At 61.1% G+C, this 25,767-nt stretch carries 25 protein-coding genes; 20 read left to right on the forward strand and 5 right to left on the reverse strand.

Annotated elements, in window-relative coordinates; genetic code table 11:
• The first annotated feature begins 164 nt into the window (after window positions 1-164).
• Together araH and NR164_RS09660 are read left to right on the forward strand one after the other, a co-directional pair.
• The gene (gene araH, locus NR164_RS09655) at window positions 165-1,130 is read left to right on the forward strand and encodes an L-arabinose ABC transporter permease AraH (RefSeq protein WP_090234700.1); all 966 of its coding nucleotides are present in this window, start codon (window positions 165-167) and stop codon (window positions 1,128-1,130) included.
• A 188-nt stretch (window positions 1,131-1,318) separates the two neighbouring features.
• Entirely contained in the window at window positions 1,319-2,122 is an 804-nt protein-coding gene (locus tag NR164_RS09660) for an IclR family transcriptional regulator (protein WP_046382387.1), read from the forward strand.
• On the opposite strand, the gene NR164_RS09665 is transcribed toward NR164_RS09660, so the two are convergent.
• Window positions 2,123-3,175, reverse strand: a complete 1,053-nt coding sequence (locus tag NR164_RS09665) for an NAD(P)-dependent alcohol dehydrogenase (RefSeq protein WP_126588822.1) — start codon at window positions 3,173-3,175, stop codon at window positions 2,123-2,125.
• A 181-nt stretch (window positions 3,176-3,356) separates the two neighbouring features.
• Here NR164_RS09665 and NR164_RS09670 point away from each other — a divergent pair, with 181 nt between their 5' ends.
• On the forward strand, window positions 3,357-4,250 hold the full coding sequence (locus NR164_RS09670; protein WP_046382388.1) for an AraC family transcriptional regulator: 894 nt from the start codon (window positions 3,357-3,359) through the stop codon (window positions 4,248-4,250).
• Between the two features lie 180 nt (window positions 4,251-4,430).
• Here the strand turns inward: NR164_RS09670 and NR164_RS09675 are convergent, their stop codons facing one another.
• The gene (locus tag NR164_RS09675; RefSeq protein WP_017848521.1) at window positions 4,431-6,095 is read right to left on the reverse strand and encodes an electron transfer flavoprotein-ubiquinone oxidoreductase; all 1,665 of its coding nucleotides are present in this window, start codon (window positions 6,093-6,095) and stop codon (window positions 4,431-4,433) included.
• A 530-nt stretch (window positions 6,096-6,625) separates the two neighbouring features.
• Between NR164_RS09675 and NR164_RS09680 the strand changes: the two genes are divergently transcribed.
• The 14 genes from NR164_RS09680 to NR164_RS09745 all read left to right on the forward strand — a co-directional run bounded on the left by NR164_RS09680 (window position 6,626) and on the right by NR164_RS09745 (window position 18,188).
• Complete coding sequence (locus tag NR164_RS09680; protein ID WP_017848520.1) at window positions 6,626-7,375, forward strand: electron transfer flavoprotein subunit beta/FixA family protein; 750 nt, start codon at window positions 6,626-6,628, stop codon at window positions 7,373-7,375.
• 2 nt (window positions 7,376-7,377) lie between these two features.
• Entirely contained in the window at window positions 7,378-8,307 is a 930-nt protein-coding gene (locus NR164_RS09685; protein ID WP_017848519.1) for an electron transfer flavoprotein subunit alpha/FixB family protein, read from the forward strand.
• Window positions 8,308-8,374: 67 nt separating this feature from the next.
• On the forward strand, window positions 8,375-9,193 hold the full coding sequence (locus NR164_RS09690) for an ABC transporter substrate-binding protein (protein WP_046382389.1): 819 nt from the start codon (window positions 8,375-8,377) through the stop codon (window positions 9,191-9,193).
• A gap of 9 nt (window positions 9,194-9,202) precedes the next feature.
• Window positions 9,203-9,565: a DUF4398 domain-containing protein gene (locus NR164_RS09695; RefSeq protein WP_046382390.1), complete on the forward strand. Its 363-nt coding sequence runs from the start codon at window positions 9,203-9,205 to the stop codon at window positions 9,563-9,565.
• The gene (locus NR164_RS09700; protein ID WP_017848516.1) at window positions 9,562-10,377 is read left to right on the forward strand and encodes an OmpA family protein; all 816 of its coding nucleotides are present in this window, start codon (window positions 9,562-9,564) and stop codon (window positions 10,375-10,377) included. The genes NR164_RS09695 and NR164_RS09700 overlap by 4 nt, the downstream gene beginning before the upstream one ends.
• A 205-nt stretch (window positions 10,378-10,582) precedes the next feature.
• Window positions 10,583-12,022 carry a PLP-dependent aminotransferase family protein gene (locus NR164_RS09705; RefSeq protein ID WP_017848515.1) on the forward strand — a complete coding sequence of 480 codons (1,440 nt, stop codon included), beginning with the start codon at window positions 10,583-10,585 and terminating at the stop codon, window positions 12,020-12,022.
• Between the two features lie 104 nt (window positions 12,023-12,126).
• Window positions 12,127-12,618, forward strand: a complete 492-nt coding sequence (locus NR164_RS09710; protein ID WP_256822687.1) for a translation initiation factor 2 — start codon at window positions 12,127-12,129, stop codon at window positions 12,616-12,618.
• A gap of 162 nt (window positions 12,619-12,780) precedes the next feature.
• Window positions 12,781-13,035 carry a YkgJ family cysteine cluster protein gene (locus NR164_RS09715; RefSeq protein ID WP_017848513.1) on the forward strand — a complete coding sequence of 85 codons (255 nt, stop codon included), beginning with the start codon at window positions 12,781-12,783 and terminating at the stop codon, window positions 13,033-13,035.
• Between the two features lie 40 nt (window positions 13,036-13,075).
• Window positions 13,076-13,681 (forward strand): START domain-containing protein, encoded by a 606-nt coding sequence (locus NR164_RS09720; RefSeq protein ID WP_046382392.1) that lies wholly within the window; start codon window positions 13,076-13,078, stop codon window positions 13,679-13,681.
• A gap of 103 nt (window positions 13,682-13,784) precedes the next feature.
• Window positions 13,785-14,021, forward strand: coding sequence for a hypothetical protein (locus NR164_RS09725; RefSeq protein ID WP_079444524.1), 237 nt, complete (start codon window positions 13,785-13,787; stop codon window positions 14,019-14,021).
• A 213-nt stretch (window positions 14,022-14,234) separates the two neighbouring features.
• The gene (locus tag NR164_RS09730) at window positions 14,235-14,576 is read left to right on the forward strand and encodes a ribonuclease E inhibitor RraB (RefSeq protein WP_003193463.1); all 342 of its coding nucleotides are present in this window, start codon (window positions 14,235-14,237) and stop codon (window positions 14,574-14,576) included.
• 447 nt (window positions 14,577-15,023) lie between these two features.
• Window positions 15,024-16,433 carry a circularly permuted type 2 ATP-grasp protein gene (locus tag NR164_RS09735; protein ID WP_046382394.1) on the forward strand — a complete coding sequence of 470 codons (1,410 nt, stop codon included), beginning with the start codon at window positions 15,024-15,026 and terminating at the stop codon, window positions 16,431-16,433.
• Between the two features lie 4 nt (window positions 16,434-16,437).
• On the forward strand, window positions 16,438-17,388 hold the full coding sequence (locus NR164_RS09740) for an alpha-E domain-containing protein (protein ID WP_026140215.1): 951 nt from the start codon (window positions 16,438-16,440) through the stop codon (window positions 17,386-17,388).
• Window positions 17,385-18,188: a transglutaminase family protein gene (locus NR164_RS09745; RefSeq protein ID WP_017848508.1), complete on the forward strand. Its 804-nt coding sequence runs from the start codon at window positions 17,385-17,387 to the stop codon at window positions 18,186-18,188. The genes NR164_RS09740 and NR164_RS09745 overlap by 4 nt, the downstream gene beginning before the upstream one ends.
• Before the next feature lies 1 nt (window position 18,189).
• Here NR164_RS09745 and NR164_RS09750 read toward each other — a convergent pair whose 3' ends face one another.
• Window positions 18,190-18,996: a cytochrome c gene (locus NR164_RS09750; RefSeq protein ID WP_256822688.1), complete on the reverse strand. Its 807-nt coding sequence runs from the start codon at window positions 18,994-18,996 to the stop codon at window positions 18,190-18,192.
• 640 nt (window positions 18,997-19,636) lie between these two features.
• Between NR164_RS09750 and NR164_RS09755 the strand changes: the two genes are divergently transcribed.
• The 3 genes from NR164_RS09755 (at window position 19,637) to NR164_RS09765 (ending at window position 23,834) form a co-directional block, all read left to right on the forward strand.
• A complete protein-coding gene (locus NR164_RS09755; RefSeq protein WP_256822689.1) occupies window positions 19,637-20,842 on the forward strand; it encodes an acetyl-CoA C-acetyltransferase in 1,206 nt (401 codons plus the stop codon).
• Between the two features lie 15 nt (window positions 20,843-20,857).
• Window positions 20,858-23,005 carry a 3-hydroxyacyl-CoA dehydrogenase NAD-binding domain-containing protein gene (locus NR164_RS09760; RefSeq protein ID WP_256822690.1) on the forward strand — a complete coding sequence of 716 codons (2,148 nt, stop codon included), beginning with the start codon at window positions 20,858-20,860 and terminating at the stop codon, window positions 23,003-23,005.
• Window positions 23,006-23,090: 85 nt separating this feature from the next.
• Complete coding sequence (locus NR164_RS09765) at window positions 23,091-23,834, forward strand: amidotransferase (RefSeq protein ID WP_017848503.1); 744 nt, start codon at window positions 23,091-23,093, stop codon at window positions 23,832-23,834.
• Here the strand turns inward: NR164_RS09765 and NR164_RS09770 are convergent.
• Window positions 23,812-24,783, reverse strand: coding sequence for a magnesium and cobalt transport protein CorA (locus NR164_RS09770; protein ID WP_079445038.1), 972 nt, complete (start codon window positions 24,781-24,783; stop codon window positions 23,812-23,814). The two genes, NR164_RS09765 and NR164_RS09770, sit on opposite strands and share 23 nt — an antisense overlap.
• Window positions 24,784-24,825: 42 nt before the next feature.
• Window positions 24,826-25,572 carry a 1-acyl-sn-glycerol-3-phosphate acyltransferase gene (locus tag NR164_RS09775; protein ID WP_046382398.1) on the reverse strand — a complete coding sequence of 249 codons (747 nt, stop codon included), beginning with the start codon at window positions 25,570-25,572 and terminating at the stop codon, window positions 24,826-24,828.
• Between the last annotated feature and the right edge of the window lie 195 nt (window positions 25,573-25,767).

Below are 25,767 nucleotides of genomic sequence, written 5' to 3' on the forward strand. Positions count from 1 at the left end.
GGTGTCCAGCGACTTGATGGAGGTGATGGGGGTTTCCGATCGCATTCTGGTGCTGAGCGAAGGCGCCCTGACCGGTGAATTGAGCCGCGATCACGCGGATGAAGCACGGCTGCTGCAACTGGCACTCCCGCGGTCGCGGGTTTGAAGCATTCGAGGGCACAGGTATGTCTCAAGTAAAAACTGCAAAAAGCTTCTGGCCGGGTTTCAACCAGCGCAAGTTTCTCGATGACTGGGTGATGCTGCTCGCCGCGTTGGGCATCTTTGTGCTCAGCGCGTTGTTTATCGACAACTTCCTCTCGCCGCTGAACATGCGCGGGCTGGGCCTGGCGATTTCCACCGTGGGCATCGCCGCCTGCACCATGCTGTTCTGCCTGGCGTCGGGGCACTTCGACTTGTCGGTGGGCTCGGTGATTGCCTGCGCCGGGGTGGTGGCCGGGATCGTGATCCGCGACACCGACAGCGTGGTGCTCGGTGTGTCGGCAGCCTTGGCCATGGGCCTGGTGGTGGGGCTGATCAATGGCATCGTCATCGCCAAGCTGCGCATCAATGCGTTGATCGCCACCTTGGCGACCATGCAGATCGTGCGCGGCCTGGCCTACATCTTCTCCAACGGCAAAGCGGTCGGCGTGATGGACGAGCGCTTCTTCGTATTCGGCAACGGCCAACTGCTGGGCGTGCCGGTGCCGATCGTCATCACGGTGCTGTGCTTTGTGTTCTTCGGCTGGCTGCTCAACTACACCACCTACGGGCGCAACACCATGGCCATCGGCGGCAACCAGGAGGCGGCGTTGCTCGCCGGGGTGAATGTCGACCGCACCAAGATCATCATCTTTGCCGTACACGGGTTGATCGGCGCATTGGCCGGGGTGATCCTCGCGTCACGCATGACCTCGGGCCAGCCGATGATCGGCCAGGGCTTCGAGCTGACGGTGATTTCCGCCTGCGTGCTGGGCGGGGTGTCGCTCAGCGGCGGCATCGGCATGATCCGCCATGTGATCGCCGGGGTGCTGATCCTGGCGATCATCGAGAACGCGATGAACCTGAAGAACATCGACACGTTCTACCAGTACGTGATCCGCGGTTCGATCCTGCTGCTGGCGGTTATTATCGACCGCATGAAGCAGCGCTGAATTCATGCCATGTGAAGATCTAAGTGTGGGAGGGGGCTTGCCCCCGATGGCGGTCTATCAGTAACAGATGTGCAGACTGGCACACCGCTATCGAGGGCAAGCCCCCTCCCACATTTGGATCTCAACTGTATTGAGGTTCGGTATTTGCCATAATGCCGCTCGTTTTCGTACCACCACATAGGCTCGATATGCAGGAAACCGCCCACACCCCCGTCAAAGACGCCGCCCCCACTGGCACCCAGACCTTGCTGCGTGGCTTGGGCGTGGTGCAGGCGGTGGCGGCCGGTGCGCGGGATCTGAAAGAGATCGCCCGGCGCATCGGCACCACCCGCAGTACCACGCACCGCCTGGCCAGTTGCCTGGTGGAGGAGCGCTACTTGCGCGTGGTGCCGCAAGTCGGTTACCTGCTGGGGCCGAAGCTGATCGAGCTGGGGTTTCAGGCGCGTGAAGAGTTGCCGTTGGTGACCCTGGCGGTGCCGTACCTGGATGAGTTGTCGGCGCTGACCGGTGACACCATCCACCTGGCGATTCGCGAAGACGACGACGTGCTCTACCTGCACAAGAACCCCGGGCGCAACGGTCCGGAAATGCGCTCGCGGGTCGGCCATCGCATGCCGCTGGCGCGGACCGGCATCGGCAAGGCGTTGCTGTTGGATGACAGCGTCGAAGAGTGGCAGCGCCTGTACGAAGTCAGCCAGCCGGCGGCAGGGAAAAACCTGCAGTGGCCGCAACACCCCGAGCAATCCTGGGCGCAGTTCGAGCAGCGCATGCATGAGTATGTGCTGGGCGGGTATGCGTTCGACCTGGAAGACAACGAACCGTCGATCCGCTGCGTGGCGGCACCGGTGCGCGATGCCAGCCGGCGAATCGTCGCCGGCATCAGCATCGCCAGTACCGTGCCCTACATGCCGCTGGAGAAAATGGCCGAGCTGATTCCTGTGATCAAGCAGGTTGCGGCGCGGCTGTCCGCGGAGTTGGGCGCGAAGGCCTGATCAGGCCTTCAAGGTCGCCATGTCGATGACAAAGCGGTACTTCACATCGCCGGCGATCATGCGCGTGAACGCCTCGTTGATCTGACGAATGTCGAGCATTTCGATGTCGCAGGTGATGCCATGCTCGGCGCAGAAATCCAGGACTTCCTGGGTTTCGGCGATGCCGCCGATCAGCGAACCGGCGAGCATTTTACGCCCCAGCACCAACTTGGCGGCGTTGACGGGCGGGTCCACCGGCTCGATCAGGCCAACGAGGATATGCACGCCGTCAAAGCGCAGTACATCGAGGTAGGGGTTCAGGTCGTGCTGCACCGGGATGGTGTCCAGCAGGAAGTCGAAGTGCCCGGCGGCGGCGTGCATTTGCGTGGCGTCGGTGGACACGATCACATGATCCGCGCCCTGGCGGCGGCCTTCCTCGGCCTTGCTCGCGGAGCGGGTGAACAGCGTGACTTCGGCGCCCATCGCCTTGGCGAACTTGATGCCCATATGGCCCAGGCCGCCCATGCCGAGAATCCCGACTTTATCGCCGGCCTTCACACCGTAGTGCTTGAGCGGCGAGTAGGTGGTGATGCCGGCGCAGAGGAGCGGTGCGGCGCTGGCCAGGTCGAGCTTGGCCGGGATCTTCACCACAAAGTGTTCGCTGACCACGATGCTGTCGGAGTAGCCGCCCATGGTGTTGCTGCCGTCCACACGGTCCGGGGTGGCGTAGGTCATGGTCGGGCCTTCGAGGCAGTATTGCTCCAGGTCCGCTTGGCAGGCGTCGCAATGGCGGCACGAGTCGACCATGCAGCCGACGCCGACCAGATCACCGACCTTATGCGCGGTGACGCTGGCGCCGACGGCGGTGACTTTGCCGACAATCTCATGGCCCGGCATCAGCGGGTACACGGCGATGCCCCATTCGTTGCGGGCCTGGTGGATGTCAGAGTGGCAGACGCCGCAGTACAGAATTTCGATCGCCACGTCATCGGCGCGCGGGCTGCGGCGTTCAAACGACATGGGGGCGAGGGGAGTGGTGGCCGACTGGGCGGCATAACCGATAGCGGTGTACATGAGTGAACCTCGCAGAAGCAGTGACAAGTGAGGTGGGCCATTTTCCGCGCCGACCCCGGAGGCGGCCATGGCGATTGCTCCGAGTCTCATGCCTATTCGTCCGGCAGTACGCCTGGTTTGGATGCACGGCGCGCCAGACCTGCGATGATGCTCTCATCCCTTATTCGCGAAGTTTTTTGCCATGTTGTTGACCCGCCATCTCGACGCCAACGCCACCCTGGTTTCCTTGATCGAGCGGCTGACGCCCTGCGACGGTTTCTCCCCGACCCACCTGCCGGGCGTGCAGGTGCTGCGCGCCAGTTGCGACGTCGCACGCGGGCCGCAGATCTATGAGCCGAGCCTGATGTTCGTCGCCCAGGGCAGCAAAGTCGCATACCTGGGCCCGCGTACCCTGGAGTACGGCGCGGGGCACTACCTGATCCAGGCGATGCCGGTGCCGTTCGAATGCGAGACGTTCGCCCTGGCGCCCGGCGCACCGCTGCTGGGGGTGACGGTGGGGATTGACCGGGTGGTGCTGGGCGAATTGGTGATGGCCATGGGCATGCAGGCCGGGCCGCCGCCGACGGCGCAGACTTTGGAGTCGATGAGTTCGGTGGTGCTGGATGACGCCATGCGCGGTTGCGTCGAGCGCCTGTTGCAATGCCTGCATGATCCGTTGGAAAGCCGGATCATGGGCCCGGCGCGTGTGCGCGAGTTACTCTTCACCGCCTTGCGCGGGCCCCAGGCCGATGTGTTGCGGGCGTTGGTGGAACAGCAGGGGCAGTTCTCGCGGATCGCCACCTCGTTGAATCACCTGCATGCTCATTACGCTGAGCCGCTGAATATCGAGACGTTGGCAGGTTACGCGCACATGAGTGCGTCGACCTTTCATGAACACTTCAAGCGCTGCACCTTGTTGTCGCCGGTGCAGTATCTGAAGCGTTTGCGTTTGCTCAAGGCGCAGCAGTTGTTGCTGGTGGAAGGCATGGGCGTGGCACAGGCGGCGCATCGGGTGGGGTATCAGAGTACGTCGCAGTTCAGCCGCGAATATAAGCGCTACTTCGAGCGCAACCCAGGCGAAGAGCGCGCTGCCTGATTCTCCCTGGCTCAACGGGATTAAAAATGTGGGAGGGGGCTTGCCCCCGATGACGGTGGGTCAGCCATCGATGTGCTGACTGTTCCACCGCTATCGGGGGCAAGCCCCCTCCCACATTGAGTTGATGCCAGCCACAAAAAAGGCTCCCGATCTGGGAGCCTCCTGGGTCATGCTACCCTTTTACATATTCGGGTAAGTCGGCCCACCTGCGCCTTCCGGCGTGACCCAGGTGATGTTCTGCGAAGGGTCTTTGATGTCACAGGTCTTGCAGTGTACGCAGTTCTGGGCGTTGATCTGGAAGCGCTTCTCGCCGTCTTCCTTGGTCACCACTTCATACACACCGGCCGGGCAGTAGCGCTGCGCCGGTTCATCGTAGAGCGGCAGGTTGGTGCCGATCGGGATGCTCGGGTCTTTGAGTTTCAAGTGGCACGGCTGTTCTTCTTCGTGGTTGGTGCCGGAGATGAACACCGAGCTCAGTTTGTCGAAGCTCAGCTTGCCGTCGGGCTTGGGGTAGTCGATCTTCTGGCAGTCCTTGGCCAGCTTGAGGCAGGCGTAGTCCGGCTTGGTGTCGTGCAGGGTGAACGGCATCTTGCCGCCGAGGATGTTCTGGTCGAACCAGTTGAAGCCGGCACCGATGATCGGGCCGAACTTGTGCATCGCCGGGCCGAAGTTACGGGTGGCGAACAGTTCTTCGTAGAGCCAGCTGGCTTTGAACGCGTCGACGTAGTTGGTCAGCTCATCGCCGCCTTCGGCGTCGGCCAACAGGCGCTCGGCCACGGCATCGGCGGCGAGCATGCCGGACTTCATCGCGGTGTGGCTGCCTTTGATCTTGGCCACGTTCATGGTGCCCAGGTCACAGCCGATCAATGCGCCGCCCTTGAACACCATCTTCGGCAACGAGTTGATGCCGCCCTTGGCCAGCGCGCGCGCGCCGTAGCTGACGCGCTTGCCACCTTCCAGATACTGGGCCAGCACCGGGTGGTGCTTGAGGCGCTGGAACTCATCGAACGGCGACAGGAAAGTGTTGCTGTAGGACAGGTCGACGATCAGGCCGACCACCACTTGGTTGTTTTCCAGGTGATAGAGGAACGAGCCACCGGTGTTCTCGTTGCTCATGATGTCCAGCGGCCAACCGGCGGTGTGGACCACCAGGCCGGGTTGATGCTTGGCCGGGTCGATTTCCCAGATTTCCTTCAGGCCGATGCCGTAGTGCTGGGCGTCGGCGTCGCTGTCCAGCTTGAAGCGCTGGATCAGTTGCTTGCCGATATGGCCACGGCAGCCTTCGGCGAACAGCGTGTACTTGCCGCGCAGTTCCATGCCGGGGGTGTAGACGCCTTCCTTCGGCTTGCCTTCGCGGTCGACGCCGAGGTCGCCGGTGATGATCCCGCGCACCACGCCGTTTTCGTCGAACAGCGCTTCCTGCGCGGCGAAGCCTGGGTAGACTTCCACGCCGAGGTTCTCGGCCTGCTGAGCCAGCCAGCGGCACAGGTTGCCCAGGGAGATAATGTAGTTGCCTTCGTTGTGCATGGTCTTGGGCACAAAGAAGTCAGGCACCTTGGTCGAGGTGTCGGCGCTGCGCAGCACATAGATGTCATCGCGCACCACCGGGGTGTTGAGCGGAGCGCCGAGTTCTTTCCAGTCCGGGAACAGTTCGTTCAGGGCGCGTGGTTCGAACACGGCACCGGAAAGGATATGTGCGCCGACCTCGGAGCCTTTCTCGACCACGCAGACGCTGATTTCCTTACCGGCTTCGGCGGCCTTCTGCTTCAGTCGGCAGGCGGCAGACAGGCCCGCCGGGCCAGCGCCGACGATGACCACGTCGAATTCCATGTATTCGCGTTCCACAGGCTATCTCCTACTCAGGCTCACAGGCTTTTTTTCTAATGGGTGGAGGTTGGGTGTCGTAAGCGTCATCGCTGCGTTCACTGGGCAGGCGGATGACCACCTTTCTCTCTAGGTGGCGCATTATATCTACACCACTCTCAGCGTCCAATACAAACGTTTGTTTGAATTGCTTGGAAGCTAGGTAAATCAAAGCAACGGGGCTTATGACTGGCCATTTTGCCGTATTGACCAGAATAGGCGTTCCGGTCAAGATACGGTCGGTTTTGCGCTCGCCGTAGGCTGACTGTAGGTTTCAAGAGCACCTTTAAAGACAGGCGAAGGCGAAAAAGAGTGACGCGTGCCCAATGCTGGCGCGCAGTTTACACGTCGCGATCATGAATGACCTCCCAGTCACCACTGACGAACGGTCATCACTCTCCATCGCTGCGTCACTTGCCGAAGGTTTTGAAGGTGCCCTTGTGTGCCGATGAGCATCAACCGCCAGGTTCGCCTAGGCGACTTTCTTTTCACCGGAGAGTAACGAGGAATCCATGAAGGTTCTTGTAGCTGTCAAACGCGTTGTCGATTACAACGTGAAAGTTCGCGTCAAGGCGGACAATTCCGGCGTCGACCTCGCTAACGTCAAGATGTCGATGAACCCTTTCTGCGAAATCGCCGTGGAAGAAGCCGTGCGCCTGAAAGAGAAAGGCGTGGCGACTGAAATCGTCGTGGTTACCATCGGCCCGACCACTGCTCAAGAGCAGCTGCGTACCGCTCTGGCCCTGGGCGCCGATCGCGCCATCCTGGTCGAGTCCGCTGAAGAACTGACCTCCCTGGCCGTGGCCAAGTTGCTCAAAGCCGTTGTCGACAAGGAACAGCCATCGCTGGTGATCCTCGGCAAACAGGCCATCGACAGCGACAACAACCAGACTGGCCAGATGCTGGCTGCACTGACCGGTTACGGCCAGGGCACCTTCGCCTCGAAAGTCGAAGTGAGCGGCGACAGCGTTGCCGTGACCCGCGAAATCGACGGCGGCGCGCAGACGGTTTCGTTGAAACTGCCGGCCATCGTCACCACCGACCTGCGTTTGAACGAGCCGCGCTACGCGTCTCTGCCAAACATCATGAAAGCCAAGAAGAAGCCTCTCGAAGTGCTGACTCCGGATGCTTTGGGCGTTTCCACCGCCTCTACCAACAAGACCGTCAAAGTCGAAGCGCCGGCTGCACGCAGCGCGGGCATCAAGGTCAAGTCGGTGGCTGAACTGGTCGAGAAACTGAAAAACGAAGCGAAGGTAATCTAATCATGACTATCTTGGTAATCGCTGAACACGACAACAAGGTACTGGCTCCGGCCACCCTGAACACCGTGGCCGCCGCGGCGAAAATCGGTGGTGACATCCACGTGCTGGTTGCAGGTCAGGGCGCTGGCGCCGTGGCTGAAGCCGCGGCGAAAGTCGCTGGCGTGAGCAAAGTACTGCTGGCCGACAACGCCGCTTACGCTCACCAACTGCCGGAAAACGTCGCGCCTCTGGTCGCCGAGCTGGGTGCTGGCTACAGCCACATCCTGGCCGCTGCCACCTCCAACGGCAAAAACATCCTGCCGCGGGTTGCCGCGCAACTGGACGTTGACCAGATCTCCGAGATCATCTCGGTCGAAAGCGCCGACACCTTCAAGCGCCCGATCTACGCCGGCAACGCCATTGCCACCGTGCAATCGACCGCTGCAGTCAAGGTCATCACCGTGCGCGCCACCGGTTTCGACCCGGTTGCCGCCGAAGGCGGTTCGGCCGCCGTTGAAGCCGTCTCCGCGGCCCACGACGCGGGCATTTCCAGCTTCGTCGGCGAAGAGCTGGCCAAGTCGGATCGTCCTGAGCTGACCGCTGCCAAGATCGTCGTTTCCGGCGGGCGTGGCATGCAGAACGGCGACAACTTCAAGCACCTGTACGCCCTGGCCGACAAGCTGGGCGCTGCCGTCGGCGCTTCCCGCGCTGCGGTCGACGCAGGTTTCGTACCCAACGACATGCAGGTCGGCCAGACCGGCAAGATCGTTGCGCCACAGCTGTACATCGCCGTCGGTATCTCCGGCGCGATCCAGCATTTGGCCGGCATGAAAGACTCCAAGGTGATCGTGGCGATCAACAAGGACGAAGAAGCACCGATCTTCCAGGTGGCTGATTACGGCCTGGTGGCGGACTTGTTCGAAGCCGTACCTGAATTGGAGAAGCTGGTCTAATCCAGTCGCTTCACTTATAAAGAGCCCGGTCTTTTGACCGGGCTTTTTATTATCGGAGCACCTCGCCATGGAATTGCGCCCCTGGGCCACACTGCTGGGTTTCACACTGTTGCTGCCGACCCTGTCGCTGGCGGCCGGCAAATGCGAGCGCCTAGTGGCTACCGGCAGCCCGGACGCTCCGCCTTTGCTCTGGCGCGATCCCCAGGACCCCACGCACTTGATCGGCGCCACCGCCGACATGTTGCAGCAAGTGGCCCAGGACCTTGGGCTGAAAATCGACCTGCTCTATGGCGGCAAGCGTTCCCAGGCCTTGGACGAAGTGCGCAGCGGGCGCATGGATCTGCTGGCCGATGCGCCGTTGAATATCGGCGAGCTGGAAACCCTCGACTACCTCCACCCGGCGCTGGTGCAGATCGACTATCTGGTCTGGACCCGCAAGGACTCGGCGCTGGCCTATGCCACGGCCGCCGACCTGCACGGCCATCAGGGCGCGGTGTCGGAACGGGCGCGGTTGAGCCACGACTTTGAAACCTTCGCCGCCCAGCAATTGACCCTGCAACGCCTGCCCACCTTGACTCCGGCGTTTCAGAAACTGCTGCTGGGGGAAGTGGACTACGTACTCGCCGGGCGTTACTCCGGCATGGCCATGGCCGAGACCCTGGGCATGAGCAATGACCTGTTCGCCCGCGACGTGCCCGTCGATCAGCCTGGCCTGTACCTGGCGATTTCCCACAACTCCGCGTGCAATGATCCCTGGCTGCGCGGACAGCTGGCGAAAAAGATGACAGAATTGTCCGGGTCTGGTGTGGCGCAAGCTGCGCTGCAGCGCAATCTGGAGCGCTGGAAAGCGCAATTGCAGCAACCCGTCGGCACCCCAACAAAGTAGGGATTTTCAGTGATTTTTCGACCTTTTTTAGCGGCCCTCGCCGTCGTTGCTCTGGCGGGATGTGCAGCCGATCCTGCGCCGAATGAACAAATACGCCTCACCCAGCAAGCGTTGGAACAAGCCAACGCCGTGGGTGCCAACTCCGATGAATCGTCCGAACTGAAACTGGCTGAAGGTAAATTCGCCCAGGCTCAGGCTGATATGGCCGACCAGTCCTACAAGAACGCGCGCATGCGGGCCGAACAGGCCGAGCTGGATGCGCGTCTCGCCGAAGCCCAAGTGTTGACCCGCAAGAGTCAGGAACAACTGAACGTGCTCAATACCCGTATCACCCGCCTGCGCAAGCAATTGCAGCTGGGAGAAGCCCAATGAGCCCGATGATCCGTGGCTTGAGTTGCGTCGTGCTGCTGGGCAGCGCGGCCCTGGGCGGTTGCGCCAGCCACCCGAATGGCGAGCAGGCCCTGCAACAGGCGGGCAGCGACTTCCAGAAGGTCAAGGAAGACGCGAATGTGCTGCGTTTCGCGCCCAAGGACGTGATCCGCGCCGGAGAGTCCCTGGCCCGTGCCGATCGCTTGTCCAGCTATTGGGGCAGCGGTGCCGACGTGGTGCATTACGCCTACCTCAGCCAGCGCTACAGCGCGATCGCCCGCGAACACACCGAGCAGGCGCTCAATCAGGAACGCGGCGCCAAACTCGAACTGGAACGCCAGCGCCTGCAACTGGCCCTGCGCGAGAGCAAGCTGATCAGCGTGCAACAGCAGGGCAAATGGCTCGAGGAACAGATCGCCAGCCTGGCCACCACCCAGACCGATCGCGGCCTGGTGATGACCCTGGGTGACGTGTTGTTCGACACCGGTGAAGCCGAACTGAAAAACTCGGCCAACCGCACCGTGCTGAAAATCGTCCAGTTCCTGCAACTGAACCCCAAGCGCATCGTGCGTATCGAGGGTTACACCGACAGCACCGGCGGCGAGCAGGAAAACCTCCAACTGTCCCGCGACCGCGCGCAATCGGTGGCGGATGTGCTGGTGGACCTGGGGATCGACGAAAAGCGCATCCAGGTCGAAGGCTATGGCGACCAGTACCCGGTGGAGGCCAATGCTTCCGAGCGCGGCCGCGCGCAGAACCGCCGGGTAGAGATCGTGTTCTCCGACGCGAAGGGCCAGTTGGGCGCCGCCCGCTAGGAACCTGGCGCAAGCAAAATGTGGGAGGGGGCGCCCCCTCCCACATTTTTTCGGGGGTACCCGAAACGCCTCAGGCCACCCTTACAGTTTTTTCTATCACTGCCGCTCGCGCTCGACTATTGTGGCAACTGTCCCCGTACACTTCTAAACTGTGCCGGTATGTTTCACACAAAAATAAAATAGCCGTGAAATCGAGTGCTGCGTCATGACCAATCTGTTGCTTTACCAACGTATCGCCCAGCAACTGGCTGAGGATATCCGGCGCGGTGTCTATCAACCGGGCGAGCGCGTGCCTTCGGTGCGCAAGATGAGCTCCCAGCTCAACGTCAGCCATGCCACGGTGTTGCAGGCTTACGCCAACCTGGAAGATCAGGGCTTGATTCGCGCACGGCCGCAGTCCGGGTATTACGTACACCAGACACCGGCGCTGACGGCGCCGACGCCGGATATCGCCCGGGTCGAGCGCCCGGGGTTGGTGACGCGCAGCAGCATCATTCAGCAAGTGTTGGTGGAGTCGCGTCGCGAAGGCGTATTCCCGCTGGGCGCGGCCGTGCCGAGTGTGGATTACTTGCCGGTACGCGCACTGCACCAGCAGTTGGCCAAGGTCACGCGCTTCCAGAGCCCGCGGGCGTTCAGCTACATGTTCAGCCCCGGCTTCGAGCCGTTGCGCCGCCAGGTGGCGATCCGCATGCGCGATGCCGGCGTGGTGGTGGACCCCTCCGAAGTGGTGATCACCCACGGCTGCGTCGATGCCCTGCAGATGTCGTTACGGGTGCTGACGCGGCCGGGCGACCTGATCGCCGCCGAGTCGCCGACCTATTACGGCTTGCTGCAATTGGCGGATCTGCTGGGCCTCAAGGTCATCGAGATCCCCAGCGACCCCGCCACCGGCATGAGCCTGGAAGCCCTGCAATTGGCCGCTAACCAGTGGTCGATCAAAGCCCTGGTGCTGACCACGCGCCTGAGCAACCCGTTGGGCGGCACCATGCCCGAGGAGCGGCAGAAACACTTGCTGCGCCTGGCCTCGGATTTCGATATCCAGATCGTCGAAGACGATATCTACGGCGAACTGATGTTCGAACTGGGGCGCACCAAAGCCCTGAAAGCCTACGATCGCCTCGACCGGGTGATTTATTGCTCGAGCTTTTCCAAAACCCTGTCACCCGGCGTGCGTATCGGCTGGATGATCGCTGGCAAGTATCAGCAGGAAATCCAGCGTTTGCAGATGTTCAGCACCCATTCGGCGTGCAGCGTCACCCAGATGGGCGTCGCCGCGTACCTGGAGAACGGCGGTTACGATCGGCACTTGCGTTACATCCGCCAGGAGTACCGCAAGAACCTCAGCGCGTTCCAACTGGCGGTTCAGCAGTATTTTCCCGAAGGCACCCAGATGACCCGTCCGACCGGCGGTTTTATCCTGTGGGTCAGTTTGCCGGGGCGGGTCAATACCCAGGAACTGCATGTGCGTGCATTGCAACAGGGCATCAGCATCGCACCGGGGTTGATTTTCAGTAATACGGAACAGTTCAACCACTGTATTCGTCTTAACTGCGGCACGCCGTGGAATCGCGAGGCAGAGCGGGCGCTGATGACTTTGGGGATGCTCGCCAGTCAGTTATGCCTGGAGACAGCGGCCGGCTTGTGAGGCTCGCCAAGTAGCCAGTTCTGATAGCTGGCCAATCACCGCGCTTGTCATGCTGCCCTCAACAAGCGAGCATATGGCCTTCTGCCGTTAATGCTGTTGGCAATATGACTTCTATTTTTCGCGCTGTTTTAGTGATTAGCCTGCTCAGCCTGAGTCACGTCGGCGTCACGCTGGCGGCGACGCCTGTGGCGGACCCCGCACCGACCGCGAGTACCGAGCACACAACCCCCGCAAAAAAACCGACCCCGGCGAAAAAAGCCCCGGCGACCAACAAAAAAAACGCATCGGCAAAAAAACGCGCGCCGGTTGCGAGCAAGTCCAAGTCCGCCCACGAAGTGGCCCAGACCCACTTGCCACCGGCACAGTTGGACTTGTCCCTGCCCTCCGACATGGTCAGGCATTTGCAGCCCATCGGCAGCATGCCGGCGCCGAAAAACGTACCGTTGTTACCGCCGATGTTTGGTGAAAAGCCGGCCGACAACAGTGCATTCCAGATCAACGGTCGCCTGCTCAGCAATGAGATGAGGCTGCAACTGCGCAACGAAGAACGGCGTGAGGTGGAAGGCGCGGCGCTGGATTTCGAATTCAAACAATAAACTTTTCCGGCGAAGGTGACGTCGACCCCCGACCATCTGTCGCAGACTGGTCAGTCACTTTTATTTTCTGCGAAAAACCCCTGTTAGACCATTTTAAAACGGCTGTTTAAGGGCGTACTCTAGCCCGGCCGTCCCTATTGAGCCGTCGAGGACCTGTTGCTCATGAAATGCCGTGAAGGCTGTGGCGCTTGCTGCATCGCCCCCTCCATCAGTTCACCGCTGCCGGGAATGCCCCACGGCAAACCCGCGGGCGAACGCTGCCTGCACCTGTCGGTCGAACAGTTATGCCTGCTGTTCGGGCAACCGGAACGGCCGGCGGTGTGCAGTGATTTCAAGGCGGATATCGAGGTCTGCGGCACCGACCAGGCCGATGCGATCAGGTTGATCGGCTGGTGGGAGCAGATGACGGCGGCTTGATGGCTTTACTATCGGAACTTCAACAATAAGGAATACAACAATGGGTTCGCTGAAACGAATGGCTGTGTTGTGCGGTTTTACGGTGTTGTTTGCTGCCACTGCTCAGGCTGAGGATTGGCAAGTCGCCAAGGATGAAGACGGGATCAAGGTATCGCTGAGCGAAGTCGCCGGTTCCAAGTACAAGGCGTATCGCGGTGTGACAGTGATCAAGGCCCCCGTGGCCAAGATCGAGGCCTTGCAGGAAGATGCGGTCGGTGCCTGCGCCTGGATTCATGATTGCAAGTCGCAAAAACTGCTCAAGCAGGAGGGCGTCAAGAGCTGGACCTACACCCAATTCAAGGCCCCGTTCCCAGTGACCGACCGCGATTCGATCCTGGAAATCACCACGTCCAAGGCCGCCGACGGCAGCGTGACCCGCACGCTGCTGGAAGTGCCGACCTATCAGCCGGAAGTGAAGGGCTATGTGCGCGTGGCCCAGGTCGACGGCTACTGGAAACTGGTGCCTAAAGGCGCCAACGAAACCGAAGTGACCTACCAGGTACACACCGAGCCAGGCGGCAGCGTGCCTTCGTGGTTGGCCAACAAGTTCGTGGTGGACGCCCCGTTCAACACCTTGAAAGCCCTCAGGGAACGCGCCGAGAAGTAAGCGCGGCAGACCCGGTGCCTGCGACCTTGAGTGGAACGTTTAGCGAGCCCTCAAGGTCCAGATAGAGGTAAGCCCACACGCGGGCTTTATCGAGGAGGCACCGATGCAAAAGTGGCAGATTACCTTCGTTGATGATCACGGCGTGCAGTCCGTGGAGCAGTTCACCTGCGAGCACAAGCCCAGCCTCGAAGATGCGGCACACTTGATTCGCGACAAGCTGGTGCCGGTGGCCGCCGAACTGGACCTCAATGACCTGGAAGGCCGTAAACCCGAACCGACGGTCAAGATCCTCAAAGACCAGAACAGTATCCAGATCCTCGACATCTCTCCCGTCGTCTGAACATTCCCTGTCTGCCATTCAAGCGCCTCTGGTGGAGGTGATAGCTTCGCGCTACTCTGCAAGTGAGATCAGCGAATGAATCGCTAAGGTCTGGTCTTGTCAGCTACATGCTTGTTTTCCAGCGGTGATGTCATTGCCGTAGTACCCGCGCCAGTAAGGCGTGGGCTTCGGGAAGCACGGAAAGTCTATCCATCGGTTTGAGGAGGACGTTTCATGAGCACAGCCTATCAAGAAGACATCAGCACCAACGTTCTGCGCCGCATGAAAGAAGGCGGCTTCGATTTTTCACGGTTCCACCCCATCGAGTTCTACGCCATTTTCCCGGACGAGGAACGGGCGCGCAGGGCTGCGGGTCGGTTTCGTGGCGAATCCCTGAATGCCCAGGTCAGCGCGCGCGACGATGGCGCCTGGTACCTGGAACTGAGCAAGATCATGTTTGCAACCTACGACGGCATAGGAGACTTCGAGCAAGACTTTGAAGCGGTGGTCGAGCCGCTGGGCGGGATCATCGAAGGATGGGGCGTCAAGCAGGAGGTGCGTGGGTTACCCATGTAGCAGTATGAGAAACACAGCGTATCGGCTGACCTTTGGGTCGGCCGATTTTGTTTGTGGCGTCTGAAATCAGACGCAACTCGCGCGGTATTTCCAGGCAAAAAAAACCACCCGAGTGGGGTGGTCGAAAGGGAAGACCGGAGGAGTCGGTCGATACACGAGATCACACGGTACCGATTGCGCGATGGGTAAGGCTGTAGGACGAGTCCTGTTCAGCAGATGACGGTGATTATCCGCACCAGGGGGCGGGCAGTGAAATCAACACTGGCTATGCTGTTGATAGTCAAAGCCCGCATTGTGATGAAGCGCGCGACAAGACACCGGGCATTCCGCGCACCAGGATGGTGCACTTAACTCCCCGCTATTATTTAACTCACTGATTCTTAAGTGTTTATGCCGCTGGCACGGGCCTTGCGATGATTCTTGCGTCCGGGTGACAAGGAGTACGGCATGATCCGCACTTATTACGACGAAATGTACGATGGGGCAGGGCAGGTTCGCCCTCATTACCGCGAGTTCGCCCGCTGGTTGGCCGAAACCCCCGCTGAACTGCTGGCCCAGCGCCGACGTGAAGCCGATTTGCTGTTTCACCGCGCCGGGATCACCTTCACCCTCTACGGGGATGAGCAGGGCACCGAGCGCCTGATTCCCTTCGACACCATCCCGCGCAGCATTCCCGCCAGTGAATGGCGGATTGTCGAACGTGGCTGCATTCAGCGGGTCAAGGCGCTGAACATGTTTCTCGCCGACCTCTACCATGAACAACGCATCATCAAGGCCGGGATCATTCCCGCTGAACAGGTGCTGGCCAACGAGCAGTATCAGTTGGCTATGCAGGGCTTGAATCTGCACCGCGATCTGTATTCCCACATCTCCGGTGTCGATCTCGTGCGTGATGGTGACGGCACTTACTACGTGCTGGAGGACAACCTACGCACGCCCAGCGGCGTCAGCTACATGCTCGAAGACCGCAAGATGATGATGCGCCTGTTCCCCGAACTGTTCGCGGCCCAGCGTATCGCGCCGATCGACCACTACCCCAACTTGCTGCTCGACACCCTGAAAAGCGCCAGCCCCCTGGATAACCCCAGCGTGGTGGTGTTGACCCCCGGGCGTTTCAACAGTGCGTTCTTTGAGCATGCCTTCCTCGCCCGGGAAATGGGCGTGGAACTGGTGGAGGGCGCCGACCTGTTCGTGCGCGATGACCGCGTTTTCATGCGTACCACCGACGGCCCCAAGGCCGTGGACGTGATCTATCGCCGCCTCGACGATGCGTTTCTCGACCCGCTGGCCTTCAACCCGGACTCCATGCTCGGCGTCCCCGGCCTGCTTGCCGCCTATCGTTCGGGCAATGTGGTGTTGGCCAACGCGATCGGCACCGGGGTGGCGGATGACAAGTCGGTGTACCCCTTTGTCACCGAGATGATCCGTTTTTACCTGGATGAAGAACCGATCTTGAAGAACGTTCCGACCTTCCAATGCCGTAAGCCCGACGAACTGTCCCACGTACTGGCTAACCTGCCGCACCTGGTGGTCAAGGAAACCCAAGGCTCCGGCGGCTACGGCATGCTCGTCGGTCCGGCTTCCACGGCGGCGGAAATCGAAGCCTTCCGCGCGCGTATCAAGGCCAAGCCCCACGCCTATATTGCACAGCCGACCCTGTGTTTATCCACCTGCCCGACCTTCGTCGAAAACGGTATCGCCCCGCGCCATATCGACCTGCGCCCGTTCGTGTTGTCCGGCAAGGAAACCCGCGTGGTGCCCGGCGGCCTGACCCGCGTGGCCCTGCGCGAAGGTTCACTGGTGGTCAACTCGTCCCAGGGCGGCGGCACCAAAGACACTTGGGTGGTTGAGGACTGATGCCATGTTGAGTAGAACTGCCTCGGATCTGTACTGGATGTCGCGCTACCTCGAACGCGCGGAAAACCTCGCGCGCATGCTCGACGTCAGCTATTCGCTGTCGCTGATGCCCCAGGACGGGCGCGGCGACGGCCTGCATGAACTGGCCATGCCGTTGCTGATCACCGGCACGCTGGACGACTACCACGCGCGACACGGTGAGCTGCACGCCGAACGCCTGCTGCACTTTTTCGCCCTGGACGCGGCCAACCCGGCCAGCATCTACAGCTGCCTCGGTGCTGCGCGGGCCAGCGCCCATGCGGTGCGTGGGCGAATCACGGCCGACATGTGGGAAAACATCAATGCCACCTGGCTGGATATCCGCGACATCGCCCAGCAAGGCTTGAGCCGCTACGGCATGAGCCGGTTCTGTGAGTGGGTCAAGGAGCGTTCGCACCTGTTTCGCGGCGCCACCTACGGCACGATCATGCGCAACGATGCTTTCCGCTTTATCCGTCTGGGCACTTTCATCGAGCGCGCCGACAACACCCTGCGCCTGCTGGACGCACGCTATGAAATGGCCGGCGACCAGGCCGAAGCGGTCAGCGATGGCACAGCCCACGCGTACTACCAGTGGAGTGCCTTGTTGCGTGCGTTGTCGTCGTTCGAGGCCTACACCGAGATCTACCGCGACGCCCCCGGCGCCCGGCAAGTGGCGGAGCTGTTGCTGTTGCGCGCCGATGTGCCGCGTTCGCTGCGGGCCTGCAGCGAAGAGATCGACCAGATCCTCGCCAGCCTGCCCGGCCTCAACGGCCGCCCGGCCCAGCGCCTGGCCGCCGAAATGGATGCGCGCCTGCGCTTTACCGCCATCGACGAAATCCTCGAAGAAGGCCTGCATGCCTGGCTGACCGACTTTATTCCCTTGGTCCGCCAGTTGGGCGACGCCATCTACAGTTCCTACCTGGAGGCGGCATGAGACTCTCCATCAGCCACGAAACCACCTACCACTACGACGATCAGGTGCGCGCCAGCATCCAGTACCTGCGCCTTACGCCCCACGACAGCGAACGCCAGCACGTACTCAGTTGGCAACTGGATCTACCGCGTCCGGTGCGCGCCCAGGTCGACCCGTTCGGCAATATCCTGCATGTGCTGACCCTGGACGAGCCTCACGACGCCATCATCATCGGCGCCCGGGGCCAGGTCGATATCGACGAGTTGCGCGAGGCTGAGCACGAGAGCCAGTCCGCCTACCCGTTCCTGCGCAGTACGCGGCTGACCGAGCCCGACGAAGCCCTGCGCCGCTTTGCCGAGCAGCATTGCCATCAGCGCCGCGACCGCAGCGCCTTGATCGACCTGATGCACGCGCTCAACCACTCGATGGTCTACACGCCCGGCGCCACGGAGGTCGACACCAGCGCCGCGCAGGCCTTCGCGGGGCGTGCGGGGGTGTGCCAGGACCACACCCACGCGTTCCTGGCCTGCGCGCGCAGCCTGGGGATTCCAGCGCGGTATGTGTCGGGGTATTTGTACACCGAGGACAGCACGCACCTGGCCAGTCACGCCTGGGCCGAAGCCTGGCTGGACGACGCCTGGTACAGCTTTGACGTGACCAACCAATTGGCGCGGCCGGAGCGGCACCTGAAACTGGCCGTGGGCCTGGATTATCTGGACGCCTGCCCGGTACGCGGCATGCGGCGCGGCGGCGGGCATGAGCAGATGCATGCCAAGGTGTCGGTGGCGCCGACGCCGCTGGTTTCGGTGCAGCAGCAATAGCTCAGGGCTGCTGCTTGCGCCCGGCCATATGCTTCAAATACCCCACCAGCAACGTCAGCTCGCTGTCGGGCAACACGCCGGCGGCGAAGGCCGGCATTTTCGCCTGGGGCCAGCGCCGCAGGCTTTGTGGGTCGCGGATATAGCGCTTGAGGAAATCGCCGCTGAAATATTCGGTGGGGTTGTAGGGAAGGTTCAGGTCCGGCCCTACCTGTGCATCGCCAGCCCCATTGAGGCGGTGACAGGCCAGGCAGTTTTTCTGGAACAGCGCAAAACCTTGGTTGACCGGATCATTCGCGCCCAGCTTCGGATCGGGCAGCAACGCCGGAAAACGCTCGGCAACCGTCTTCAACTGCTTGATCCCGGAGATCTGGAACGGCCATTGCTCGGGGCTGATGTGCCCGGCCTGAGGGTTCGTCCACACCAGGTAGAACGGCCCGGCACTCGGCTTGTCGGCGGCCAGCGCGGGCCACGGATCGCTGGGATCTTCCACCGCCAGCCAGGCGCGGGCGCCGTGTGTTTCCAGCAAAGGCGCGGCGCTCAGTTCGGCGGCGAACCCGTCGAGCGCGATGGCCTGCAGATGGTTTTCCGTCTGCAGACCCGGTAGGAGTACCGCCAGTGGGACTGCGCGATACGTCATGCTTCGCTTGTAGGAAACGTCATCAACGATATGCACCGTCTGTGCATCGGGGTGCTTGAGCAGGTCTTCGGTCTGCCAGGTCTTGCTGGTGTGGTCCAGCTCGATGGTCAACTGCGCGGCGGCAACGGGCAGGGCGAGGAACAAGGCGAAGAGGGCGAGGATCGATTTCAAGAGAGAGGCCCGGTGCGAGAAGAAGTGGCGCCTAAGATACCGGAAAATTCCCAGGCAAAACGGCAGCCCCTGCAACAGGACCGCTATACGCAATGTCCTCGCAGGAGCTGCCAAAAACTGCAAGCCTGATGTACAGAATGGCGCGTGTGATTCGTCACCCAAGCACCTTGGTCAGGTTGGGCAAGATCAGAATCAGTGTGGTGGCGAACAGAATAAGTCCCGCCTGACGTATTTTCGAATGCTTGAACATGGCTGACTGCCTTTTGTTGTTATTCCTGAGCGTCAAATGCGTGCCGGTTTATTTCAGTATCGCAACGTGACGTGTCGCTTTTCTTACAGCTGCTCCAGCAAAACCCGGCAGCAACTTCCTACTGAGTGAACCTTAGAGCCCTCGTTCTGCGTGGCTTAGATCCATTTCATATCAACTTGTCATATTTTTTACTGAAAAAGGTATGAGGCCTATCGCCATCTTGGCGCCAATGCCTTGGCTAGACCGCTAAAACGATTAATCAAACGGTTGCACTCATCTGCTACCGTTCGTCCGAGCGAGGGGGTCAAACGCAATGAGCGCATCCGTCATTGAAACCGTGTCAATCGGGCCTAAGGTAAGGGCACACATGCACAGCGGTTCGAGGATGTCATGACCCAAGCTTTGATCTTTGATGCGATACGCACGCCCCGGGGCAAAGGCAAGGCCGACGGTGCCTTGTACAGCGTCAAGCCGGTAAACCTGGTGGCGGGTTTGTTGACGGCGCTGGCCCGGCGCAGCGACCTCGATACCCGCCAGGTCGATGACATCGTCCTCGGCTGCGTCACCCCCGTGGGCGACCAGGGCGCCGACATCGCCAAGACCGCCGCGCTGGTGGCGGACTGGGACGTCAGCGTCGCCGGTGTCCAGGTCAACCGCTTCTGCGCCTCGGGCCTCGAGGCGGTGAACCTGGGCGCGATGAAAGTGCGTTCCGGCTTCGAAGACCTAGTGGTGGTCGGTGGCGTCGAGTCGATGTCCCGCGTGCCCATGGGCAGCGATGGCGGCGCCTGGGTGCTCGATCCGCAAACCAATCTGCACAGCCATTTCACGCCCCAGGGCATCGGCGCGGATTTGATCGCGACCCTGGAAGGCTTCAGTCGTCAGGACGTCGACGCCTTCGCCCTGCATTCCCAGCAGAAAGCGGCCCGGGCGCGCGCAGACGGTTCCTTCAATAAGTCGCTGATCGCGGTGCAGGACCAGAACGGCCTTGTGCTGTTGGACCACGATGAATTTATCCGTGCCGACTCCACCCTCGAAGGCTTGGGCAAGCTCAAGCCCAGCTTTGAGATGATCGGGCAGATGGGCTTCGACGCCACCGCGCTGCGGGTCTATAGCCATGTCGAGCGGATCAACCATGTCCACACCCCCGGCAACAGCTCCGGTATCGTCGACGGTGCCGCGTTGATGTTGATCGGCTCCGAGGCCAAGGGCCGCGAGCTGGGCCTGCAAGCGCGGGCGCGGATTGTCGCCACGGCGGTCACCAGCACCGACCCTACCATCATGCTCACCGGCCCGGCGCCAGCCACGCGCAAGGCGTTGGCCAAGGCCGGGCTGCGCGTCGAAGACATCGACCTGTTCGAGGTCAACGAGGCGTTCGCCTCGGTGGTACTCAAGTTCATCAAAGACATGGGCATCGACGCCGCCCGGGTCAACGTCAACGGCGGCTCGATCGCCATGGGCCACCCGCTGGGCGCTACCGGTTGCGCGATCCTCGGCACCTTGCTCGACGAACTGGAAGTGCGCCAACAACGCTACGGCCTGGCCACCTTGTGTGTCGGCGGTGGCATGGGCATCGCCACCATTATCGAACGCCGCTGAGCCCAAGGAATTGTCATGACCCAAGCCATTCGTTACGAAAAAGGCCAGGACCAGATCGTGGTCCTGACCCTCGACATGCCCGGCCAGAGCGCCAACACCATGAACGCTGTGTACCGCGAGGCCATGGCGGCCACCGTGGCGCGGCTGCAAGCGGAAAAGGACGGGATCGCCGGCGTGGTTATCACCTCGGCGAAGAAGACGTTCTTTGCCGGTGGCGACCTCAATGAACTGATCAAGGTCGACAAGGCCCACGCCAAGGAATTTTCCGACAGTGTGCGGGTACTGAAGGCGCAACTGCGCAGCCTGGAAACCCTTGGCAAACCGGTGGTCGCCGCCATCAATGGCGCGGCCCTCGGCGGCGGCTGGGAGATTTGCCTGGCGTGTCACTATCGGGTCGCGCTGGACGACCAGTCGCTACAACTGGGGCTGCCGGAAGTCACCCTGGGCCTGCTGCCGGGCGGCGGTGGTGTGGTGCGGATGGTGCGCCTGTTGGGCTTGGAAAAAGCCCTGCCGTATTTGCTCGAAGGTAAGAAGATCCGCCCACGGCAGGCCCTGCAGGCGGGCTTGATCGACGCGCTGGCAGTGGATCGCGACGAACTGCTGGCCAAGGCCCGTGCCTGGATTCTCGCCCACCCCGACGCCGCGCAGCCTTGGGACAACAAGGCTTACCAGATCCCCGGAGGCACGCCGTCCAGCCCGAAAGTCGCGCAGATGCTCGCCATCGCGCCCTCGATCCTGCGCAGCAAAACCAATGGCTGCTTGCCGGCGCCGGAGAAAATTCTCTGCGCGGCGGTGGAAGGTGCCCAGGTGGATTTCGACACCGCGCACCTGATCGAAACCCGCTACTTCACCGAGTTGGTCACCGGGCAGGTGGCGAAAAACATGATCGGCACCTTCTGGTTCCAGCTCAATGACATCAACGCCGGGCGTTCGCGCCCTGAGGGTTTTGCGCCTTACCTGACGCGCAAGGTCGGCGTGCTCGGTGCCGGGATGATGGGCGCGGGGATCGCTTATGTCAGCGCCTGTGTAGGCGTTGAAGTGGTGCTCAAGGACATCAACCTCGCAGCCGCCGAGAAAGGCAAGGCGCACTCGGCCACACTGTTGGACAAGAAGGTCAGCCGTGGGCAATTGACCGCCGAGCAGCGCGAAGCCACCCTGGCGCGTATCCATCCTACGCAGTCTGATGCCGACCTGGCCGGCTGCGACCTGATCATCGAAGCGGTGTTCGAAGACCGTGAGCTCAAGGCCAAAGTCTCTGCGGCCGCGCAAAACGTGGTCGGCCCGGACGCGGTGATCGCTTCCAACACGTCCACCTTGCCTATCAGTGGCCTGGCCACGGCGGTGCCGGATCAGACCAGGTTCATCGGCCTGCATTTCTTCAGCCCGGTGGACAAGATGCCCCTGGTGGAAATCATCAAGGGTACACAGACCTCGGACGAAACCCTGGCCCGTGGTTTCGACTTCGTCCTGCAAATCAAGAAAACCCCGATTGTGGTCAACGACAGTCGCGGCTTCTTCACCTCGCGGGTGTTCGGCACGTTCACCAACGAAGGCATCGCCATGCTCGGCGAAGGCGTGGCTGCGCCGATGATCGAGACCGAAGCGCGCAAGGCCGGTATGCCGGTGGGGCCGCTGGCGGTGTCCGACGAAGTGTCGCTTAGCCTGATGAGCCATATCCGACAGCAGACAGCCAAGGATCTGCAGGCTGAAGGTAAAGCCGTGCCAACCCATCCGGCGACGCAGGTGATTGATCTGTTGGTCAACGAATACCAGCGCATGGGCAAGGCGGCGGGGGGCGGTTTCTATGAGTACCCCGCAGGTGGGCCGAAGTATTTGTGGCCGGAACTGAAAAGCCGCTTCGAACGCCCCGACCAACGCATTTCAGCGCAGGACGTGCGCGACCGTTTGTTGTTCATCCAGGCGATCGAAACCGTGCGCTGCGTGGAGGAGGGCGTGTTGATGTCCACCGCGGACGCCAACGTCGGCTCGATCTTCGGTATCGGCTTTGCGGCGTGGAGTGGTGGCGCTTTGCAATTTATCAACCAGTACGGCTTGAACGACTTTATTGCACGGGCGCGCTACCTGGCCGAGCAGTATGGCGAGCGCTTCTCGCCGCCGGCGTTGTTGCTGCAGAAAGCCGCACAGGGTGAAGTATTTCGGTGATCAATGCGGGGCTTGCTTTGCAGGTACATTTCAAGGCAGGCTCTGGAGGTGTTCAATATTCCCATCGCCGTGTCAGGTATTTTTTATGTCGCTACGCGTCTGCATCCTGGAAACCGATATCCTGCGTCCAGGCTTGATCGATCAGTACCAAGGTTACGGGCAGATGTTCAAGCGCCTGTTCTCCAAGCAGCCGATCCCGGCCGAGTTTGTCGTGTACAACGTGGTGCAGGGTGAATACCCGTCGGATGATGAGGTGTTTGACGCGTATCTGGTAACCGGCAGCAAGGCCGATTCGTTTGGCACCGACCCTTGGATTCAGACGCTCAAAACCTACCTGCTCGACCGCTATGAGCGCGGCGACAAGTTGTTGGGCATCTGTTTCGGTCACCAATTGTTGGCGTTGCTGCTAGGCGGCAAGACCGAGCGCGCCGGCCAGGGCTGGGGCATGGGCATCCACGATTACAAAATCGATGCCAAGGCGCCGTGGATGAGCCCTGAGGTACCGGAGCTGACGTTGTTGATCAGCCACCAGGACCAGGTGACCACCTTGCCGGACAATGCCACGGTCATTGCTTCCAGCGAGTTTTGCCCGTTTGCGGCGTACCACATCGGCGATCAGGTGCTGTGCTTCCAGGGGCACCCCGAGTTCATCCACGACTATTCCCGCGAGCTGTTGGAGATTCTTCAGACAACCTTGGGCGAGAAGGTCTACAAGAATGGCGTGGCTAGCCTCGAGCGCGACCACCACGGTGTGACCGTGGCGGAGTGGATGATGCGCTTCGTCGCGCACAAGCCTGAAGCCAAGGTTAAAGCCAGCCCGAACGCTTGAAGCTGATCCACAAGCCGCTGCACCCTACGGCGATGAACCCCAGCACGCCAAAATAACCGTAATGCCATTGCAGCTCGGGCATGTTCTGGAAGTTCATCCCGTAAATCCCCGCCACCGCGGTGGGGAACGCCAGGATCGCCGCCCACGCGGCGAACTTGCGCTGCACCAGGCTCTGGCGCGATGCCTCCAGCAACACACCGATCTCGATGGTCTGGCTGGCGATGTCGCGCAGGGTGGCCAGGTCTTCCATCTGCCGTGTGACGTGGATTTGTACATCACGAAAATACGGGCGCATGTTCTTGTCGATGAATGGAAAACTCAGCTTCTGCAGCTCTTCGCTGATCTCCACCATCGGTGCCACGTAGCGGCGCAGGCGCAGTACGTCACGGCGCAGGCCGTGGAGGTTCTGGATATCGTGCTCATTGAGTGAGCTGCACAGCACGTTGCGTTCCAGTTCATCGATCTCGGCGTGGATCGCCTCGCTGACCGGCTGGTAGTTTTCGGTGACGAAATCCAGCAGCGCATAGAGTACGAAATCTTCCCCATGCTCCAGCAACAATGGCCGTGCCTCACAGCGCTGGCGCACAAAACCGTAGGACGCCGAGTGCCCGTTGCGCGCCGTGATGATGTAGCCGTTGCCGGCAAAGATATGGGTTTCGATAAACTCCAGCTTGCCGTTCTCGCGCACCGGAGAATAAGTGACGATAAACAGCGCGTCGCCGAAGGTTTCCAGCTTGGGGCGGCTGTGTTTTTCCAGGGCGTCTTCGATGGCCAGTTCATGCAGGTTGAACTGGCGTTGCAGGTTGCCCAGCTCGCGGGCGTCGGGCTCTTCCAGGCCGATCCAGACAAAATGCCCGGGTTTGGCGGCCCAGGCCGCGCCTTCGTCGAGGGTGATATCAGTAACTTTCTTTCCGGCGCTGTAAACAGCGGCCGCAACAACTCTACCCATGGTGCCGATCACTTCTTATCAGGGGAACAGATGTTGGGCAGCTTAGCTGGAAGCGAGTTCTATTGTTATGGCACTTTGCAGTTCGTGGTCCATCGCCTTGATGCATTCATCCATCTGCGCGTAGCAGGCTTGCATCAACGCCGGGATGTCATCCGCAGTCAGTCCGGTGGTAGGAATCGGCGGCAGCGAGCGTATGCGTACATCGCCACTGTTCCAGCGATTGAGTTGCATATGGGTGACGTAATTGCTCACGCACACCTGCACGATGGGCACGCCAGCGGCAATCGCCATGTGGAACGCGCCTTTTTTGAACGGCAGCAGGCCCTTGCCTAGGTTGCGCGTGCCTTCCGGGAAGACCCAGATCGACGTGTCCTTATGCTGCAGCGTCCGGGTGGTGGTGAGCATCGCACGGCGTGCCTTGTACGCATTGCCGCGGTCGATCAGCACGTTGCCCGCCAGCCAGAACAGCTGGCCGAACAACGGCACCCATTTCAGGCTTTTCTTGGCGATACACACGGTGCGGTGCGGCACCACGGTGCCCAGCACAAACAGGTCATAGTTGGACTGGTGGTTGGCGATGATCAGACAACTGCCGGGCTTGTTGCGCAGCGAATCGACATCGGCCTTGACGCGCAGCCCCAGTATTCGCATCGCCGGCAGCGCATACAGGCGCGCGCACAGACGGCTATTGTCCGGGTTGAACGGCCGACAGATCCCCAGCAACACGCCCAAGCCGCCGGCGAGGATAAAGTGCAGGCCCATCAACGACATACGCAACAGAAACAGCATCGACACGGCACCATCGAGACAAAAGGTGGCGCAGTGTACGGATGTACACTGTATTCGGCAATTGCCCCGATAGAGGTAGGAGATAGGCGATGTTTAAGTACATGTTTCAATAAGTGCCAGCAGGGGCAGACTAGAGCGGCCAAGGATTAGTCGGTTGTTTTTGTAAGAAAAAGCCCGACTCAAGGTCGGGCTTTG

It is taken from the genome of Pseudomonas sp. Pse79, assembly GCF_024519615.1.
In the GTDB taxonomy this organism is placed as follows: Bacteria; Pseudomonadota; Gammaproteobacteria; order Pseudomonadales; family Pseudomonadaceae; genus Aquipseudomonas; species Aquipseudomonas veronii.